The sequence below is a fragment of the Helicobacter pylori FD535 genome (genome assembly GCF_000296015.2).
GTDB lineage: Bacteria > Campylobacterota > Campylobacteria > Campylobacterales > Helicobacteraceae > Helicobacter > Helicobacter pylori_CT.
The window spans coordinates 1-16,667 of record NZ_AKHP02000032.1 but is presented as its reverse complement, the minus strand read 5'-3'; the positions used below and the strand labels follow the sequence as shown (position 1 = coordinate 16,667).

At 39.1% G+C, this 16,667-nt stretch carries 18 protein-coding genes; 13 read left to right on the top strand and 5 right to left on the bottom strand.

Annotated elements, in window-relative coordinates:
* Positions 1 to 223: 223 nt before the first annotated feature.
* Genes DV63_RS13740 through DV63_RS13730 form a run of 3 tightly spaced genes read right to left on the bottom strand, consistent with a single transcriptional unit; the run spans position 224 to position 4,489 of the window.
* The gene (locus DV63_RS13740) at positions 224 to 910 is read right to left on the bottom strand and encodes an ABC transporter ATP-binding protein (protein WP_000959607.1); all 687 of its coding nucleotides are present in this window, start codon (positions 908 to 910) and stop codon (positions 224 to 226) included.
* Positions 904 to 1,608 (bottom strand): di-trans,poly-cis-decaprenylcistransferase, encoded by a 705-nt coding sequence (locus DV63_RS13735; RefSeq protein WP_000370698.1) that lies wholly within the window; start codon positions 1,606 to 1,608, stop codon positions 904 to 906. Before DV63_RS13735 ends, DV63_RS13740 begins: the two co-directional genes overlap by 7 nt.
* Positions 1,609 to 1,648: 40 nt before the next feature.
* Positions 1,649 to 4,489 (bottom strand): FAD-binding and (Fe-S)-binding domain-containing protein, encoded by a 2,841-nt coding sequence (locus tag DV63_RS13730; RefSeq protein ID WP_000392352.1) that lies wholly within the window; start codon positions 4,487 to 4,489, stop codon positions 1,649 to 1,651.
* Between the two features lie 71 nt (positions 4,490 to 4,560).
* Here DV63_RS13730 and DV63_RS13725 point away from each other — a divergent pair, with 71 nt between their 5' ends.
* From DV63_RS13725 to crcB, 3 genes are read left to right on the top strand one after another with little or no spacing between them, the layout of a single operon-like run.
* Positions 4,561 to 4,893, top strand: coding sequence for a rhodanese-like domain-containing protein (locus DV63_RS13725; RefSeq protein WP_000888820.1), 333 nt, complete (start codon positions 4,561 to 4,563; stop codon positions 4,891 to 4,893).
* Between the two features lie 2 nt (positions 4,894 to 4,895).
* Positions 4,896 to 5,576 (top strand): uroporphyrinogen-III synthase, encoded by a 681-nt coding sequence (locus DV63_RS13720; RefSeq protein WP_001209519.1) that lies wholly within the window; start codon positions 4,896 to 4,898, stop codon positions 5,574 to 5,576.
* Between the two features lie 46 nt (positions 5,577 to 5,622).
* Positions 5,623 to 6,015, top strand: a complete 393-nt coding sequence (gene crcB / locus DV63_RS13715; protein WP_001011998.1) for a fluoride efflux transporter CrcB — start codon at positions 5,623 to 5,625, stop codon at positions 6,013 to 6,015.
* 51 nt (positions 6,016 to 6,066) lie between these two features.
* On the opposite strand, the gene hemW is transcribed toward crcB, so the two are convergent.
* Positions 6,067 to 7,104, bottom strand: a complete 1,038-nt coding sequence (gene hemW, locus DV63_RS13710) for a radical SAM family heme chaperone HemW (protein WP_020982428.1) — start codon at positions 7,102 to 7,104, stop codon at positions 6,067 to 6,069.
* 95 nt (positions 7,105 to 7,199) lie between these two features.
* Here hemW and DV63_RS13705 point away from each other — a divergent pair, with 95 nt between their 5' ends.
* From DV63_RS13705 to folP, 6 genes are all read left to right on the top strand, one after another.
* Positions 7,200 to 7,490, top strand: coding sequence for a c-type cytochrome (locus DV63_RS13705; RefSeq protein ID WP_000755886.1), 291 nt, complete (start codon positions 7,200 to 7,202; stop codon positions 7,488 to 7,490).
* 161 nt (positions 7,491 to 7,651) lie between these two features.
* Entirely contained in the window at positions 7,652 to 8,119 is a 468-nt protein-coding gene (locus DV63_RS13700) for an RNA pyrophosphohydrolase (protein ID WP_000902585.1), read from the top strand.
* Position 8,120: 1 nt separating this feature from the next.
* The gene (locus DV63_RS13695; RefSeq protein WP_000909651.1) at positions 8,121 to 9,338 is read left to right on the top strand and encodes an aspartate kinase; all 1,218 of its coding nucleotides are present in this window, start codon (positions 8,121 to 8,123) and stop codon (positions 9,336 to 9,338) included.
* Positions 9,335 to 9,877: a DNA replication regulator HobA gene (gene hobA / locus DV63_RS13690; RefSeq protein WP_000788216.1), complete on the top strand. Its 543-nt coding sequence runs from the start codon at positions 9,335 to 9,337 to the stop codon at positions 9,875 to 9,877. Before DV63_RS13695 ends, hobA begins: the two co-directional genes overlap by 4 nt.
* A complete protein-coding gene (locus DV63_RS13685; protein ID WP_000788104.1) occupies positions 9,874 to 10,530 on the top strand; it encodes a DNA polymerase III subunit delta' in 657 nt (218 codons plus the stop codon). The genes hobA and DV63_RS13685 overlap by 4 nt, the downstream gene beginning before the upstream one ends.
* Positions 10,527 to 11,669: a dihydropteroate synthase gene (gene folP, locus DV63_RS13680; RefSeq protein ID WP_000636109.1), complete on the top strand. Its 1,143-nt coding sequence runs from the start codon at positions 10,527 to 10,529 to the stop codon at positions 11,667 to 11,669. The genes DV63_RS13685 and folP overlap by 4 nt, the downstream gene beginning before the upstream one ends.
* A 24-nt stretch (positions 11,670 to 11,693) precedes the next feature.
* Here the strand turns inward: folP and DV63_RS13675 are convergent, their stop codons facing one another.
* Positions 11,694 to 12,155, bottom strand: a complete 462-nt coding sequence (locus tag DV63_RS13675; RefSeq protein WP_000301349.1) for an HP1233 family protein — start codon at positions 12,153 to 12,155, stop codon at positions 11,694 to 11,696.
* Between the two features lie 389 nt (positions 12,156 to 12,544).
* Between DV63_RS13675 and DV63_RS13670 the strand changes: the two genes are divergently transcribed.
* The 4 genes from DV63_RS13670 (at position 12,545) to carA (ending at position 16,449) form a co-directional block, all read left to right on the top strand.
* Positions 12,545 to 13,441: a DMT family transporter gene (locus DV63_RS13670; protein WP_001246367.1), complete on the top strand. Its 897-nt coding sequence runs from the start codon at positions 12,545 to 12,547 to the stop codon at positions 13,439 to 13,441.
* A gap of 3 nt (positions 13,442 to 13,444) precedes the next feature.
* Entirely contained in the window at positions 13,445 to 14,692 is a 1,248-nt protein-coding gene (locus tag DV63_RS13665) for a glycosyltransferase family 39 protein (protein ID WP_001177376.1), read from the top strand.
* Positions 14,693 to 14,770: 78 nt separating this feature from the next.
* On the top strand, positions 14,771 to 15,322 hold the full coding sequence (locus DV63_RS13660) for a DUF507 family protein (RefSeq protein WP_001237424.1): 552 nt from the start codon (positions 14,771 to 14,773) through the stop codon (positions 15,320 to 15,322).
* Entirely contained in the window at positions 15,322 to 16,449 is a 1,128-nt protein-coding gene (gene carA, locus DV63_RS13655) for a glutamine-hydrolyzing carbamoyl-phosphate synthase small subunit (RefSeq protein ID WP_000624837.1), read from the top strand. The genes DV63_RS13660 and carA overlap by 1 nt, the downstream gene beginning before the upstream one ends.
* The last annotated feature ends 218 nt before the right edge of the window (positions 16,450 to 16,667 follow it).

The window sequence follows — 16,667 nt, the reverse complement described above, 5'->3', positions numbered from 1 at the left end:
ATGACTTTAGATTTTATTTTTAATAGTAAAACTCATTCCCTTAAGGGGATAAGGGTATTTTGAAATCATTCCCCCTACAACCCCAAACTAAACCCCCTAACCCTAAAGAGCGCTTTTTTAAGAAGTTATCCTTTAACTAGCGTCAAAATCTTTTATATTATTATAAAAAACGCTTTTAGTATTTCTTAAAGTATTATCACTCAATAGGAAATCCTTTACTGATCTATTTCAACCTTTCTTTATACGCTACTTCCAAACTGCTATACCCTTTTTTCAATTCTCCCACACCCCCAAAAGCCACTACTTTAGCTTCTTTTAAAAAAATCGCGCTATCTAAATACTTTTCCACATCCACCACCAAATGCGTAGAGACTAACAAGCTTGCGTTTTGGCTAAATTCCTTAGCGATGAGTTCAAAAATCTCTTCTCTGGCGATAGGGTCAATCCCAGCCACCGGCTCATCAAAAAGATACAAAGAAGCGTTTCGCGATAGGGTTAAGATCAGCTGTAATTTTTCCCTCATGCCTTTTGAAAGGGCTTTGAATTCTCTTTTTAAAGGCACGCTGAAGCGTTTGAGTAAATCTAGGGCTTTTGATGAATCAAAATCGCTAAAAAAATCCTTGTAAAAAGCGATCGCTTTTAAAGGCGTTAATTTAGGGTCTAAAAAATCGCCATCGCTTAAAAACGCCACGCTTTTTTTAGTTTCTATGCCGATCTTTTGGTTTAAAATTTTCACTTCCCCCTGATAGTTCAAATTCAATCCGGCTAAAATTTTTAACAGAGTGGTTTTACCCGCTCCATTAGGGCCTAAAAGCCCTATAAATTGCTGTTTGGGTAGTTTCAAATTGATATTGTCTAACGCTTTCAAACTCCCATAGGTTTTAGTCAAATTCTCTATTTCTACTAGCATTTTAATTCCCCGAATTTGCGCACTCTTTTGTAAAAATCGCTAATGATATTTTCTAAATCTTTAGGGGTGAAATCAGGCCACAAAATCGGCGTGAAAAACAATTCTGCATAGCTGGACTGCCACAATAAAAAATTAGACAAGCGCATTTCCCCCCCTGTTCGTAACAATAAATCCACTTCCGGCAAATCGCGCGTGTCTAAACGATTAGAAATTTCATTTTCTAAGCTTTCTAAAAGGCTTATATTGCTAGGCGGGCTTTCTAGCAAGCTTTTAAAGGCCCTTGAAAGCTCGTTTTTAGATCCGTAATTAAGGGCTAAAACTTGCGTAAAATCCTTAAAATGCCTGGTATCGTTTTCAAGCTGCAAGATCGTGTCTCTCAATTCTTTAGAAAAGCCCTCTAAATCCCCTATCGCCTTGAAGCGTATGTTATTATCCAAATAAGTGGATCGCTCATCTTTAAGGTATTTTTTAAGCATCTTCATTAAAAAATCCACTTCACTTTTAGGGCGTTTCCAATTTTCCGTAGAAAAAGCGTATAAAGTCAAGCATTCTAGCTTATGGTTAGCGCACCAGATCGTGATGTCTTTAAGGGTTTTTACGCCCTTTTTATGCCCATAAACCCTAGCTTTATTCTTTAATTTAGCCCACCTGCCATTACCATCCATAATAATGGCAAGATGTTTGAGAGTGTTATCCAATGCCTTTAACCTTTAAAGAAATTCTTCAATTATACACCATTTAAAGCGTGCAAGCATCCACTAAATAAGCGATATGCTGCCAAGAAAATCGGGTTTTTTCACTTAAACCGATCTCGCAAGTGCTAGAAGTGGAAAAGCCCCTTTTAAGATCATAGGATTGGTAAAACGCTTGAAAGCCGTTTAAAGCGCTCTCGTTCAATTCAGGGGTGAAAAAGCCCTTATTCCCCGCAAAGCCACAACAACCCGTCTCTTTATGGATAACAATCTCGCCTAAAGTGCATTTTTTAGCCAAATTAAACAACAACTCTTCTTTATTTTCTAACTTTAAAGCGCACATCGTGTATAACCCTATGTCTTCGTTAATGGGGTTGAATTTTAATTTAGGGCTCAGAACTTCTTCAATATAGACGCTCAAATCATAGACTTTCAAATCCTTATAAGCTTTCATTTGCTTGAAAAAATGCGTCGAACATGCACTGTGGTCTAAAATGATCGGTATTTTTCCCTTATCGCTTAATTGTAGAAAAATCGCATGGTTTTTTTCGTTGTTCTGTTTGGTTAAGTCGGTGTAATTAATAAAGGCTTTCCCGCAACAAAGCGCGTCCAATCCATTAGGATACATTACCGAAACTTTGGCTTTTTGGCATAAGGATTCAAACACTTCTTGGATACTCCTTTGATCCGCCATTTTAGTTGATGGAGCGAACGAGCGGTTGATGCAAGTGCTGAAATAAATGACTTTTTCTCCGCTCTTAAGCGTTTTATTTTCTAAAGGATAGGCGTTGTTTTTGGGCATGTAATGAAAGGCTTTAGGAAAAGGCTTGATGAATTTTTTAATCCCTTTGGTTAGGCCCACTAAGTTGTGAGAGCCTATGAGATTTTGAACCAAGCGAGCGCTTTTTAAAGAAAAACGAGCCGCACTTGTGGTTGTTTGCATGTGATTAAGGATCTTTGAAGCGATCTTTGCACCTTTAGGGTTTTTTTGATAATAATTTAGGGCGATCTTTCCGGTATCAATTTCTAAAGGGCATAGCATAGAGCACATATGGCACACCGCACAAGTGGCGTGCGCTAAGTATTCAGACTCTTTTAAAAGCTCATCTAATAAAACTTGATCTTCATGATAACCATGACTTACTCTTTCTTTTAAGCGCTCTACCTCTCTGTGGATAACGATTCGTTGTCGTGGCGTTAAAGATAAATCTTTACTAGGGCAAATCCTTTCACAAAACCCGCATTCCATGCACATGTCCAAATGCTCTTCAATAGGGTAAATGCTCTTTAAATTTTTAGTGTGGATTTCTTTATCGTTTGTGATGATCACATCAGGGTTTAAAATGCCTTTAGGATCAAACAATTCTTTGATTTGTTTGTGGATTTTATAGGCTTTTTCTCCCCACTCCATTTCCACAAAGGGGGCTACCATCCTGCCTGTGCCATGTTCGGCTTTAATAGAGCCAGAACTTTGGCTCACCATTAAAAACATGTCAGAAACTAAATTTTCAAACGCTTTTCTTTCAGCTTCATTTTCTAAAATCGGCGTAACGACAAAGTGCAAATTACCGCTTAACGCATGCCCAAAAATAATGCTGTTATCCTTAAAGCCATGTTTTTTTAAAAGCCCTTCAATCGCTTTTGCCCCCTCTACAAAATTTTCTTGACTGAAGCACACGTCTTCAATGATCACAGAGCTTTGGCTTTTTCTTTTTGACGCTGCGATAGGGAAAATGCCTTTTCTGATCTTCCACCACGATTGATAAACATTAGGATCACTGCTGATTTGAGAATCTAAAACGACCGGTATCGTGCTCAAAGCGTTTAAAATCGTTTGCATGTTGTTTTCTAAAATTAAAGGATCATCGCTTTCGCTTTGAATGAGTAAGCATGCGTTAGGCTCTTTGATTTCCAAAATCACTCTAGGCATGCCCTCCAAACCTTTCACGCTTTTTAAGGACGCATAATCCATAAGCTCTGCTGAAGAAATCATTTCAGGTTGTTTGGCTTTTAAAGCGGCTAAAATTTGAGCGGCTTTGGCGCATCGCTCTAAATTTTCATAAAACAATAACGCGCAAGTTTTATAAGCGTAGTCTTTCACGCATTCTAATTCCACGCTTGAAATAAAGCCTAAAGTCCCCTCAGAGCCTATGAATAAATGGCTGATGATTTCAATAGGATCTTCAAAATCAATGAGAGCGTTTAAGCTGTAGCCGGTGGTGTTTTTGATCTCGTATTTTTTCTTGATTAAAGCATGCAATTCTTTGTCTTCTAAAATCTCTTTTCTTAAATTCAAAACCCCTTCAATCAAATCTTTGCGTGCGTTTTTGAAATCCTCAACGCTCTTATGATTGGCCGTGTCTAAAAGCGTGCCATCAGCTAAAATCACTCTTAAGGATTTTAGGGTTTTGTAGCTGTTTTGCTCCACCCCACAACACATCCCGCTAGCGTTATTAGCGACAATCCCCCCTATCATAGCGATGTTTATCGTAGAGGGATCCGGGCCTATTTTTTTATGATAAGGTTTCAATAAAGCGTTCGCATTACTTCCTATGACCCCACATGAGAGCTGAATGCTTGTAGCGTTATTTAAAATTTTAGCGTCTTTGAAAAAATGCGTAGCCATAACCAACACCCCATCACAGACCGCTTGCCCTGATAAGGAACTCCCAGCCGCTCTAAAAGTCAGAGTTACGCTGTGTTTTTGCGCTAAAACACAAAGCTTTTGAACTTCTTCTTCATCCTTCACCCAAGCGACTATTTTAGGGATATAACGATAACATGACGCATCAATGCCATAAGCCAAACGGCGTAAATAATCCTTAAAGATTCTCTCGTTTAAAAACCTGCTCGCTTCGGTAAAAAAAGCATGATAATTTTCTTCCACACACACTCCTTAAACATTCCTATTTATCAAATCATTGTAACATAACCTTACTTTAAAAATTAAGGATAAACATGCTTGAAGATTATGCAATCAGTTTAGAAGAAGTCAATTTCAATGATTTTATTGTCGTGGATGTGCGCGAATTGGACGAATATGAAGAATTGCATTTGCCTAACGCTACGCTCATTAGCGTCAATGACCAAGAAAAGCTCGCTGATTTTTTATCTAAGCACCAAGATAAAAAAGTGTTGCTCCATTGCAGGGCTGGCCACAGGGCTTTAGATGCGGCTAAAAGCATGCATGAATTAGGCTATACGCCCTATTATTTAGAGGGCAATGTCTATGACTTTGAAAAATACGGCTTTAGAATGGTCTATGATGATACTTGCACTAAAAAAAACTAGGCATGAGGGAGGTTGTATGGGTGCATTCTCAAAGAATCGCCCCTTATAAGACTCTCATTTTAAATGAATTGCGCTACTATCCCCTAGAATTAGATCCAACCCCTTTTAACGCTCTTATTTTCACTTCTAAAAATGCGGTGTTTTCCTTGCTAGAAACTCTAAAAGACAGCCCCAAACTCAAAATTTTACAAAACATTCCCGCTTACGCTTTGAGCGAACCTACCGCAAAAACTTTACAAGATCACCATTTTAAAGTCGCCTTTATAGGGGAAAAAGCCCATGGCAAAGAGTTCGTTCAAGAAATTCTTCCTTTATTGGAAAAAAAAAGCGTTTTGTATCTCAGGGCAAAAGAGATTGCCTCTTCTTTAGACACCATTCTTTTAGAGCATGGCATTGATTTCAAGCAAGCCGTTGTTTATGAAAACAAGCTCAAACATTTGACCTTAAGCGAGCGAAACGCCCTAAAACCCAAAGAAAAGAGCGTTCTTATTTTTACCGCTATAAGCCATGCAAAAGCCTTTTTGCACTATTTTGAATTTTTAGAAAATTACACCGCTATAAGCATTGGCAACACGACCGCTCTTTATTTACAAGAGCAAGGCATTCCAAGCTATATTGCCAAAAAGCCTTCCTTAGAAGCGTGTTTAGAACTGGCTTTGAGTTTGAGGGTTAAGGAATGTTAAAAACACCTCATTATAATGCTATCAGTTATTTTTTAAAGGATGATGCATGAATTTTGTCTTTTTATGGGCCGCTTTAGGAGGGGCTATAGGGAGTTCGCTAAGGTATTTTGTGGGCAAAATGATGCCCAGTAAATTTTTAATGTTTGAAAGTTTCCCTTTAGGGACTTTTAGCGTGAATCTCATAGGGTGTTTTGTCATCGGCTTTATGGGGCATTTGGCTGTTAAAAAAGTTTTTGGTGATGATTTTGGGATTTTCTTTGTCACCGGGGTTTTAGGGGGTTTTACGACCTTTTCTTCTTATGGGCTAGACACTTTAAAACTCTTGCAAAAATCCCAATACCTTGAAGCCGTTTCTTATGTCTTAGGCACTAACCTTTTAGGGCTTATTGGGGTGGCTATCGGGTGGTTTTTGGCTAAAAATTTTGTAGGCGTTAATTAAAAAACGCTTTTTGGCGTTTTTATTGACGCTTGATTAAAGCAAAGCTTATAATTACAACAGCCACAAAGCCATTTCATCGGCCATGAAAAAATCGCTCGCTACCAATCGGTTATTTTTAATGAAAGCCTTATTTTCTTCAATCAAAAACTTTACTTTATTTCCATCTAACAAACTAAGCTCAACCCCCAGCACGCACCTTAAGCCTAAAAACAGCTTTTCTAATCGCTTGTCTTGTTCATTAAGCGTCTCAACTTGGCGTTTTAGGGGGTCTTTGATGTAGTTTTCTATGAGTTTTTTCGCAAAAAAGCGCTCATTCGCCACGCAGCCCACAGCCCCAGCCCCACACCCTAAATAATCTTTAGCCCCCCAGTAAGCCAGATTATGTTTGACTTGATAATTTCTAGCGTAATTAGACACTTCGTATTGCTTGAAGGAAAAGCCCTCTAAAGCCTCTTTTATCACATTGTCAAAATTGGTGCATGAGGGTTTTTTGGCGTTTTTTTCTAAATTCGTGTTTTTTTCAATACTCAAAGCGTAAGCGCTCAAGTGGTTGATAGGGAGTTCTTTAGCGAGTTTCAATTCTTCTTTTAAAGAGTTTTCATTATCTAATGGGGTGTTATAAATCAAATCAATGCTGATATTTTCAATCCCGCTTTTTAAAATAGTTTCTATCACGGGAGCGATATTTTTGGAATGCTGGCGCTCTAAAAACAACAATTTATCTTCCCTAAAACTTTGCACCCCTAAACTCAAGCGGTTGATCCCTAAATCTTTTAAGCCTTGACACCAAGCTTTAGAAATCAATTCAGGGTTAGCTTCAGTGGTGATCTCACAATCCAAGCTCAAGCGTGCATTGCGATAAATGCTTTCAAAAATCCTTTCAAAAGATTTCACGCTTAAAGTGTTAGGCGTGCCGCCGCCAATAAAAACGCTTTCAATTGGTTCGTCAGTTTGACTTAACGCATGCTTTAAATCCAGGCATAACGCTTGAGTGTATTCTTCTTTTAGCCCATGCTTATTTTCATAGGAATTGAAAGCGCAATAACCGCATTTATTTTCACAAAAGGGGATATGAATGTATAAAATCATATTTATTTCTCTCATTTTCACTTCATTTTTAAGCAAAACTTAAACTTGTAATTGTATCATTTTAAGATCATTTTGATAAGTAGAGGAGACAAACGATGAAAAAGGTTATTATGGCTTTAGGCGTTTTGGCGTTCGCAAACGCTTTAATGGCAACCGATGTTAAAGCTCTTGCAAAAAGTTGTGCCGCTTGCCATGGGGTTAAATTTGAAAAGAAAGCTTTAGGCAAAAGCAAAATCGTCAACATGATGACTGAAGCGGAAATTGAAAAAGAGCTTATGGATTTTAAAAGCGGTGCTAATAAGAATCCCGTCATGACCGCACAAGCTAAAAAATTAAGCGATGAAGACATCAAAGCTTTAGCCAAATACATCCCCACTCTCAAATAAACCCTCTCAGTTTTAATAGCGTTATTTGGGCGCTATTAAAATGAGTTCCAAGCCCTTTTTTCTTAATTTTTGATTTTAATGGCATTCTTAACCCTACTTAAAGCCAGCATACACTATAATACGATCTTATATCAAACAAGAAAGAGCTAAAATAAAGACCTATGCTACATAAAAAATATCGTCCTAATGTTGCGGCCATTATCATGTCGCCAGACTACCCTAACACATGCGAAGTTTTTATCGCTGAGCGCATAGACATTGAAGGAGCGTGGCAGTTCCCCCAAGGGGGCATTGATGAGGGCGAAACCCCTTTAGAAGCACTCCATAGAGAATTATTAGAAGAAATTGGCACGAATGAAATAGAGATTTTAGCGCAATACCCCAGATGGATCGCCTATGATTTCCCAAGCAACATGGAGCATAAATTCTATGCGTTTGACGGGCAAAAGCAACGCTATTTTTTAGTGCGCCTAAAGCATGCTAACAACATTGATTTGAACAAACACACGCCAGAATTTAGAGCTTATCAATTCATTCATCTTAAGGATTTGCTTAAAAAAATCGTTCCTTTCAAACGCCAAGTGTACCGCCAAGTCATCGCTTATTTCAAAAGAGAGGGGTATTTATAGGGTGTTAATCGTTCAAAAATACGGCGGCACGAGCATGGGCAGCATAGAAAGGATCCACAATGTCGCTCAAAGGGTTTTAGAAAGCGTTAAATTAGGGCATCAGGTGGTGGTGGTGGTTTCTGCGATGAGCGGCGAAACCGATAGGCTTTTAGAATTTGGCAAGAATTTTAGCCATAACCCTAACAAGCGAGAGATGGATAGGATTGTCAGCACAGGTGAATGGATTTCAAGCGCGGCTTTGAGCATGGCGTTAGAGAGATACGGGCATAGAGCCATTTCCTTGAGCGGGAAAGAAGCGGGCATTTTAACCAGTTCGCATTTTCAAAACGCCGTGATCCAATCCATTGACACCAAACGCATCACAGAGCTTTTAGAAAAAAACTACATTGTGGTGATCGCTGGGTTTCAAGGCGCTGATATTCAAGGCGAAACAACGACTTTAGGGCGTGGGGGGAGCGATTTGAGCGCGGTCGCTTTGGCCGGGGCTTTAAAAGCGCATTTGTGCGAAATCTATACGGATGTGGATGGCGTTTACACCACCGATCCGCGCATTGAAGAAAAGGCTCAAAAAATCGCGCAAATCAGCTATGATGAAATGCTTGAACTGGCTTCTATGGGGGCTAAAGTTTTGTTAAACCGCTCGGTAGAATTAGCCAAAAAGCTCAGCGTGAAGTTAGTGACTCGCAATTCGTTTAACCATAGCGAAGGCACGCTCATTGTGGCTGAAAAAGACTTTAAAGGAGAACGCATGGAAACCCCTATAGTGAGTGGGATCGCATTGGATAAGAATCAGGCTCGTGTGAGCATGGAGGGCGTGGAAGACAGACCAGGCATTGCCGCTGAAATCTTTGGCGCTTTAGCGGAGTATCGCATTAATGTGGATATGATAGTCCAAACGATCGGCAGAGACGGCAAAACCGATTTGGATTTTACGATCGTTAAGACCCAAATAGAAGAAACCAAGCAAGCCTTAAAGCCTTTTTTAGCGCAAATGGATTCCATTGATTATGATGAAAATATCGCTAAAGTTTCCATAGTGGGCGTGGGCATGAAGTCGCATTCTGGGGTAGCGAGTATCGCTTTTAAAGCCCTAGCTAAAGACAATATCAATATCATGATGATTTCTACAAGCGAGATTAAAATTTCGGTTTTGATTGACATTAAATACGCTGAATTAGCGGTTAGAACTTTACATGCGGTGTATCAATTAGATCAATGAAAAATTTCTACGACTGGATCAAGGAATTTGTGCGCGATCAGGGGGAATTTATCGCCCAACAAAGCGGGTGGCTAGAATTAGAGCGATCCAGCTATGCCAAACTCATCGCGCAAACCATCTCGCATGTGCTTAATGGCGGATCGCTGTTAGTGAGCGCTGATTCTTCTAGGTGCTGGTTTTTAAACTACATTCTTTCTAACCTAAACCCCAAAGATTTAAAAGAGCGCCCCTTATTGCCAGTCATTGATTTTAACGCTTCTTCTTTCTACCCAAAAAACGATGCGAATCTCTCTTTAGCCACCATAGAGATGACTTATCAAAACCCCATGTTTTGGCATGTTGGGAGAATTGAAAATGAAGGCTTGAAAACGATACTACTGAGTAAAATCCCTAGTTTTTTATGGCTTTTTGAAGAGCTTAAAGAAGATTGTTTGCTTTTAAAAGAGCATGACAGCTTATTGGATTATAAATTATTGCAGCTCTTCAAACTCTTTGAGAACGCACTTTTTAGCGCGCTATACAATAAGGTTACTTTGTGAAAAATTTCAGCCGCCTTATTTATACGGACAATCTTGAAGAGAGCCTAGAAGAGACTGCAAGCCTTTTCAAGCACCACATTAAATTCTACACGGAGATTATTGAAAAAGACAAAAAGGTGATCAAAACTTTCAACAAGGATTTTAAAATAGAGCATGCCAAAGAAGTGATTTCAAAGGCGCACTTAAAACACAGCGAATTAAACGCTTTTTTAATCGCTGCGCCCAGTTATGGCACAGAAGCCCAAAATGCGCTTTTAAAAATCTTAGAAGAACCTCCGAATAATGTTTGTTTTATCATGTTTGCTAAAAGCCCAAACCATGTTTTAGCCACCATTAAATCCCGCCTAATTAAAGAAGACAAACGCCAAAAAATCCCCCTAAAACCTTTAGATTTGGATTTATCCAGGCTGGATTTGAAAGATATTTACGCGTTTTTAAAAAATTTAGACAAAGAAAATTTTGATTCTAGAGAAAATCAGAGGGAAAAAATTGAAAGCCTGTTGGAGAGCGTTAACAGGCATAAGATCCCCTTAAACGAGCAAGAATTGCAAGCCTTTGATTTAGCGATTAAGGCTAACAGCTCTTATTACAAGCTCAGCTACAATCTTTTACCCTTACTTTTAAGCCTTTTATCTAAAAAGAAAACGCCATGATTGTAAAACGCCTTAACCCTGATGCGCTCAAAAGCACTCTACAAAAAATAGGCCCAGAAGAGATCGCTCAAACCCATATGCATAAAAAAGGCGTTAGCTTTGTTTTTGAAATCCAGCATCTGCCCTTAAGTGCAACGCTGATTTTAAAACAAGAGGCCATAAGTGTTGGGGGCGATTTTGCCACGCCAAGAGATTGTATTTTAGCTAAAGAGCCTTTTTATGATGGGGTGTTGGTTGTGAGCGCTAACCAATTAGAACGCCTTATTGTCAAGTGCCACTCCCAACCCTTTGGGCTTAAAAATTTAGCGCAAGAATTAAAAAGCCACCTCAAAGCCCCTAAGCCTAACAACCCACAGATCATGGCGGTTTTAAACCTGACTCCGGATAGCTTCTATGAAAAGAGCCGGTTTGATAGCAAAAAAGCGCTTGAAGAAATCTATCAATGGCTAGAAAAGGGTATCACGCTCATTGATATAGGCGCGGCCAGTTCAAGACCACAAAGTGAAATCATTGATCCAAAAATAGAGCAAGATCGCTTGAAAGAAGTTTTATTAGAAATCAAATCCCAAAAACTCTACCAATGCGCTAAATTCAGCATAGACACCTACCATGCCACAACCGCCCAAATGGCTTTGGAACATTCTTTTTCCATCCTTAATGATGTGAGCGGTTTTAGTAGTATTGAAATGCTAGAAGTCGCCAAAGATTACAAACCCACTTGCATTTTAATGCACGCTCAAAAAACCCCCAAAGACATGCAAGAAAATGTTTTTTACCACAATTTATTTGACGAAATGGATCGCTTCTTTAAAGAAAAACTAGAGGTTTTAGAAAAATACGCGCTTCAAGATATTATTTTAGATATAGGGTTTGGATTCGCTAAATTAAAAGAGCATAATTTAGCCTTAATCAAGCATTTAAGCCACTTCCTCAAATTCAAAAAACCCTTATTGGTGGGAGCGAGTCGTAAAAACACGATCGGGCTTATCACCGGGCGTGAAGTTCAAAACCGGCTCGCTGGCACTTTGAGTTTACATTTAATAGCGTTGCAAAATGGAGCGAGTATTTTAAGAGCGCATGACATCGATGAGCATATCGATCTCATCAAAGTGTTTAAGAGTTTAGAAGAAACGGATTAAAAAGCGCCTCACCCTAACCCCATTTTAAAGGGTAACATCCATAGAAGAAGGGTTGTTGTAAGCGTTTTGATAGCGTTGCAAAAAAGCGTTATGGTTGGTAGCGTTAAAGGTTTGTAGGGCCTTTTTGTGCAAGCCATTTATCGGTTGTTTGGGGGCGTTTTCCACTTCTTTAGAGAATTTCCCGTTATAAAAATCCGTCAAACTATAGAGCGACTGAGCGGCCAAGCGTTTTTGACTCTCATCCATTCCGGCCGTAGCCCTTAAAAAAGCCTCATACTCTCTATCGCTCATCAATTCTAAAACCAAAAAGCCGTAAGTCTCTCGCTTGTCAGGGTTAAAGGGGAGGTTTTCTATGGGAGCGTCCTTTTTTTCTCGCTCTATTTTTTCTGTGTTTTCAACAGGAGCCAGGTCTTCTTTAGGAGTGCTTTTAGCGTTTAAAAGCCCATAGAGGTTGGAATCAAACTGGTTAATAGAAGAAACAGCCATGCGAATTTCCTGAAATTGAATTTTACGCTAATATCAAGCAAAATCCATTCCCTAATGAAACTAAGCCTCATGGCATGATTTTTTAACAAAACAAAGGACTTGAAAAGCTTAAAAGAGTTTTCTAAGCGGTGGCGTTCAAACCCTTTAAAAAGGGTCTAGGAGTTTATTTTCAAAAAGGATTCGTGTTTTTATGTTTTCATATTTCTATAAGGAGTTTGAAATGCTGAAGCTTCTAGAATCATTCTAGACAAAAGGTAAAACTCCTAGAACATTGTTATAACATGATTTTACCAATCAACGCAACTTTTATGCTTTTAAAGCTTAAAAACTTTAAGTCTTGATTAGAGATTTTAGGTTAAACTACCCTAAAATCTTTATGGGTAAAGGGCATGCGTAATACCATTTTATTTGGCGTTTCAATGATACTCTTGGCGAATTTATGCTTTGGGACCATGAGCGCGTTTGTTAAAATCACAGCGGATTATTTTTCCCCTATGGAAAACGTGTTTTACCGCTCCATTACCATGACGCTCTTGCTCTTGCTCGTTTATCCTTTCAAACCCTACCGCTTAAAGAGTTACAAACAAGGCGGTTTTAAAAAGCTCGCTTTTAGGGTCGTTGTAGGGGGCTTGGCCATGCTAGCGTTTTTTTATAATATTGAAAAAATTTCACTCGCTACAGCGACGGCTTTCTCGCAATGCGCACCGATTTATACGGTGCTTCTTTCCCCTTTGCTTTTGAAAGAAAAACTAAAAAGAAGCGCGTTAATTTCCGCATGCATCGGGCTAGTGGGGGTGGTGTTGATTTCAGATCCTAGCGTGGAAAATGTGGGGCCGGTTGAAATTTTTATGGGCATATTGAGCGGGATCTTTGTGTCTTTAGCGTATATCACTTTAAGGGATTTGAGGGAATACTATGACAAGCAAGCCGTGATTTTAGCGTTCGCTTTTGGCATGAGCCTTCTTGGATTAGTGGGCATGTTTGTTGATATTCCTTTTTTATCCACAGGCATTCATGTTCCTAGAAAAGAAGACATTTTGTGGATTTCTTTAATAGGGATTAGCGGGACTTTAGGGCAGTATTTCTTAACTTATGCTTACATGAACGCTCCTGCTGGGATCATTGCCCCCATTGAATACACCCGCATTGTTTGGGGGCTGTTGTTTGGGCTGTATTTAGGCGATAAATTTTTGGATCTTAAAAGCTCTTTGGGGGTGGCTTTGATTTTATGTTCAGGCTTACTCATTGCCTTGCCCGCTCTTTTAAAAGAATTAAAAAAAATTTAAGCGATGCAACTAAGCCCCTTACAAAGCGCTCTGTTATACTTTAGCTACTTTATTTATCCAGAGAAAAAAACAAGAAGCTTTGATTTAAGCGACTTAGTCTTTATTCTCATGGTTTTTTTAGTCCTGGCTTTGGGACTGTTGATGAGCGAAGAAATTTCTATCAGCTACAATGAAGCAAAGGATTTTTTTTATAGCAGCGCATGGTTTGTCCAAATCGCTCAAAAAAGCACTGAAATTTTAGGCCAAAACGATTTGGCTTTAAGATTGCCTTTTTTGATCGCTCACATCATTAACATGTTTTTATTTTATTTGATAGGGCGAAAGATTTTAAAAAAGCCTAAAGACGCCCTTTATGTGGTATTGACTTACGCTTTATTGCCTGGGGTGAATCTCTTTGCGATTTTATTGGCTAAAAGCGTGCTGGTGTTAAGCCTTGGGCTTTTGGTCAGCTATTTATATATCAAAACCCAAAAAATCCCTTATTTAACCCTTAGCGCTTGCGCGTTTTTAGACGGCGCGTTCATCCCGCTTTTACTAGGGGTTTTTACCTACGCTTTAAGAAGACGCTATTTTAAGAGCGCGATCTTTATTTTGGTGGGTTTAAGCGTGAATACCGCTCTTTTTAGCGGGAGTTTCAATAAGGGCTTGCCTAGCGGGTATTTTATAGACACATGCTTAGAACTCATGCTTTTATATTCGCCCTTATTGTTCCTCTACTACCCTTATACGATCTATAAAGCCCTTTTTGATAAAAAGCCATCGTTACTAGCCTTTATGAGCGCGAGCGGTTGGCTTTTCCCTTTGCTTTTGAGCATGCGCCAAGAGATAGATTTAAAAACTTTCGCCCCCTTAGCTTTAATCGGTTTGCCTTTGTTTGTTAAAAGCGTTTTAAATAGCCTTAGGGTGCGTTTAAAGGAATTTAGGGGGCAGTATTATTTGCGCGTTTTTAGTTTGTATCTTTTAATGCTCACTGAAACGCTTTTTTTATGGGGGAGTAAAATTTCTGGCGCCAATGAAAAATTATTAAACCGGCATTTCTTAGCCAAAGAAGTCGCTACGGCCTTGCAATTAAGGGGCATTCATCAAATCCGCACCAACGATAAACAACTCGCTTTAAGGCTTCAATTTTATGGCATTAAAGAGGGGGGGAGATTAAGACTGATCAACACCAAAATTTCTAAAAAACGCCCTGATATTGCAATCATCTACGCTGATAAAATTCTACAATCCTATAGTTTGGTGCGCCATTAAACCCATTCTTTAAAAAGCATTTTATCTAAAGAATGATAAAATACACTCCAAAAATAAATAAAATACGCGAGAAAAATCATGAGACTCAAACTAACCCATATAAACCATATCAGCCATAAGATTGCCAACGACTTTATCCATTCAAAACTATTAGAATTAAAAGCCCCTAGAGAATTATTGTGCGAATTGATAGAAGGGATTTTGGAAAAAAGCGTTAAAAAAGAAAACGCCATAGACGAGCAAGCCAGAGAGCTTTTAGAAGAAAACACCGATGAGATAGAATTCATGCGGATGGATGAAAGGCAGCTTTTTTGGATGATTAAAAGACAGATCGCTCAAAAAGAGGGCTTTCATTTGTTTTGGGAAGAAAGGTGCAACGATTTGTCGTACCAGATTTTGAATAAAATCTTAGATGAGGATTTGATCATGTTTAGCGTGTCAGAGAATTTGATAAGAAATTTGATTTACAAATCCATTGACACCTATTCTAAAGCGTATGAAAGCATTGAAAATGAAGTGCATGAAAAAATCAAGCATTACAAACGCAAACTGCCCGTAGGGAGCGATGAATACGAGTTGGTGTTTGAAAGGCTCTATGAAGAAGAATTAAGGCGCAAGGGCTTTTTATAATGATTTCTCTCTATTTAGAAAACGGGCTTTTTTTGCAAGCGCAAAGTTTTGGGGCTAGCGGCACGCAAGCAGGCGAGCTTGTTTTTAACACTTCTATGAGCGGTTATCAAGAAGTCATTAGCGACCCTAGCTATAAGGGGCAATTTGTGGTTTTTAGCATGCCTGAAATTGGGGTTGTGGGCGCTAATTCTAAAGATGATGAATCCTTTTTTTCATGTACAGGGGTTTTAGCGCGCCATTACAACGAATTTTTTTCTAATTCAAGGGCGGATTTTAGCTTGAGCACTTATTTGAAAGAGCGTGGCGTTTTAGGGATTTGTGGCGTTGATACCAGAAGTTTGATCAAAACCTTACGCCATCATGGGTGCTTGATGATGGTGGCTTCCACGATAGAGCATGACAAAAACAAGCTTGAAGAAATTTTAAAAAACGCCCCTAGAATTTCCCACTCCCCCCTAGTGTCTAGCGTTTCTACGCCAAAAATAACCACGCACCAACGCACGACTTTTGATTTCAAAACCCTAGATTACAAGCCTTTTGATGGAAAAACCTCTCATAAAATTATCGCGGTGCTAGACTTTGGGGCTAAGGGCAATATTTTAAATGAGCTTCAAAATGTGGGGTTAAAAGCCCTTATTTACCCGCACCACACTAAAGCTAACGAGCTGATTAAGGCCTATGAAAAAAAAGAAATTAACGGGATTTTCCTCTCTAACGGGCCAGGCGATCCTTTAAGCTTGCATCAAGAAATTGGAGAAATCAAGCAACTCATTGACGCTAAAATCCCCATGTTTGGCATTTGCTTAGGGCATCAATTGCTCTCTATCGCGCAAGGCTACCCTACTTACAAACTCAAATTTGGCCATCATGGGAGCAACCACCCCGTTAAAAACCTGAAAACAAACGCCGTTGAAATCACCGCGCAAAACCACAACTATTGCGTCCCTGAAGAAATTGAAGAAATCGCTATCATCACGCACCGCAACCTTTTTGACAACACCATTGAGGGCGTGCGTTATAAAAACGCTCCCATTATTTCTGTCCAGCACCACCCAGAAAGCAGCCCCGGCCCCAAAGAGAGCCACTATATTTTTAAGGAATTTATGGAATTGTTAAAGGATTTTTAGGGGTTTTTAAAAACAACGCCTATAGAGGTTGAAAAGTGCTTTAAAAATAGATTTAAATCTTTTTATCAAAAAATCTCGCATTTACTCTAAATTAATTCTCTTGCAATAGCATTCTCTCGCAATAATTATTATTGTTATTGCGACAAAACTTTTAGAAGGAGTTATTATGGGAAGTATCGGTAGTATGGGCAAACCTATTGAAGGGTTTTTAGTGGCAG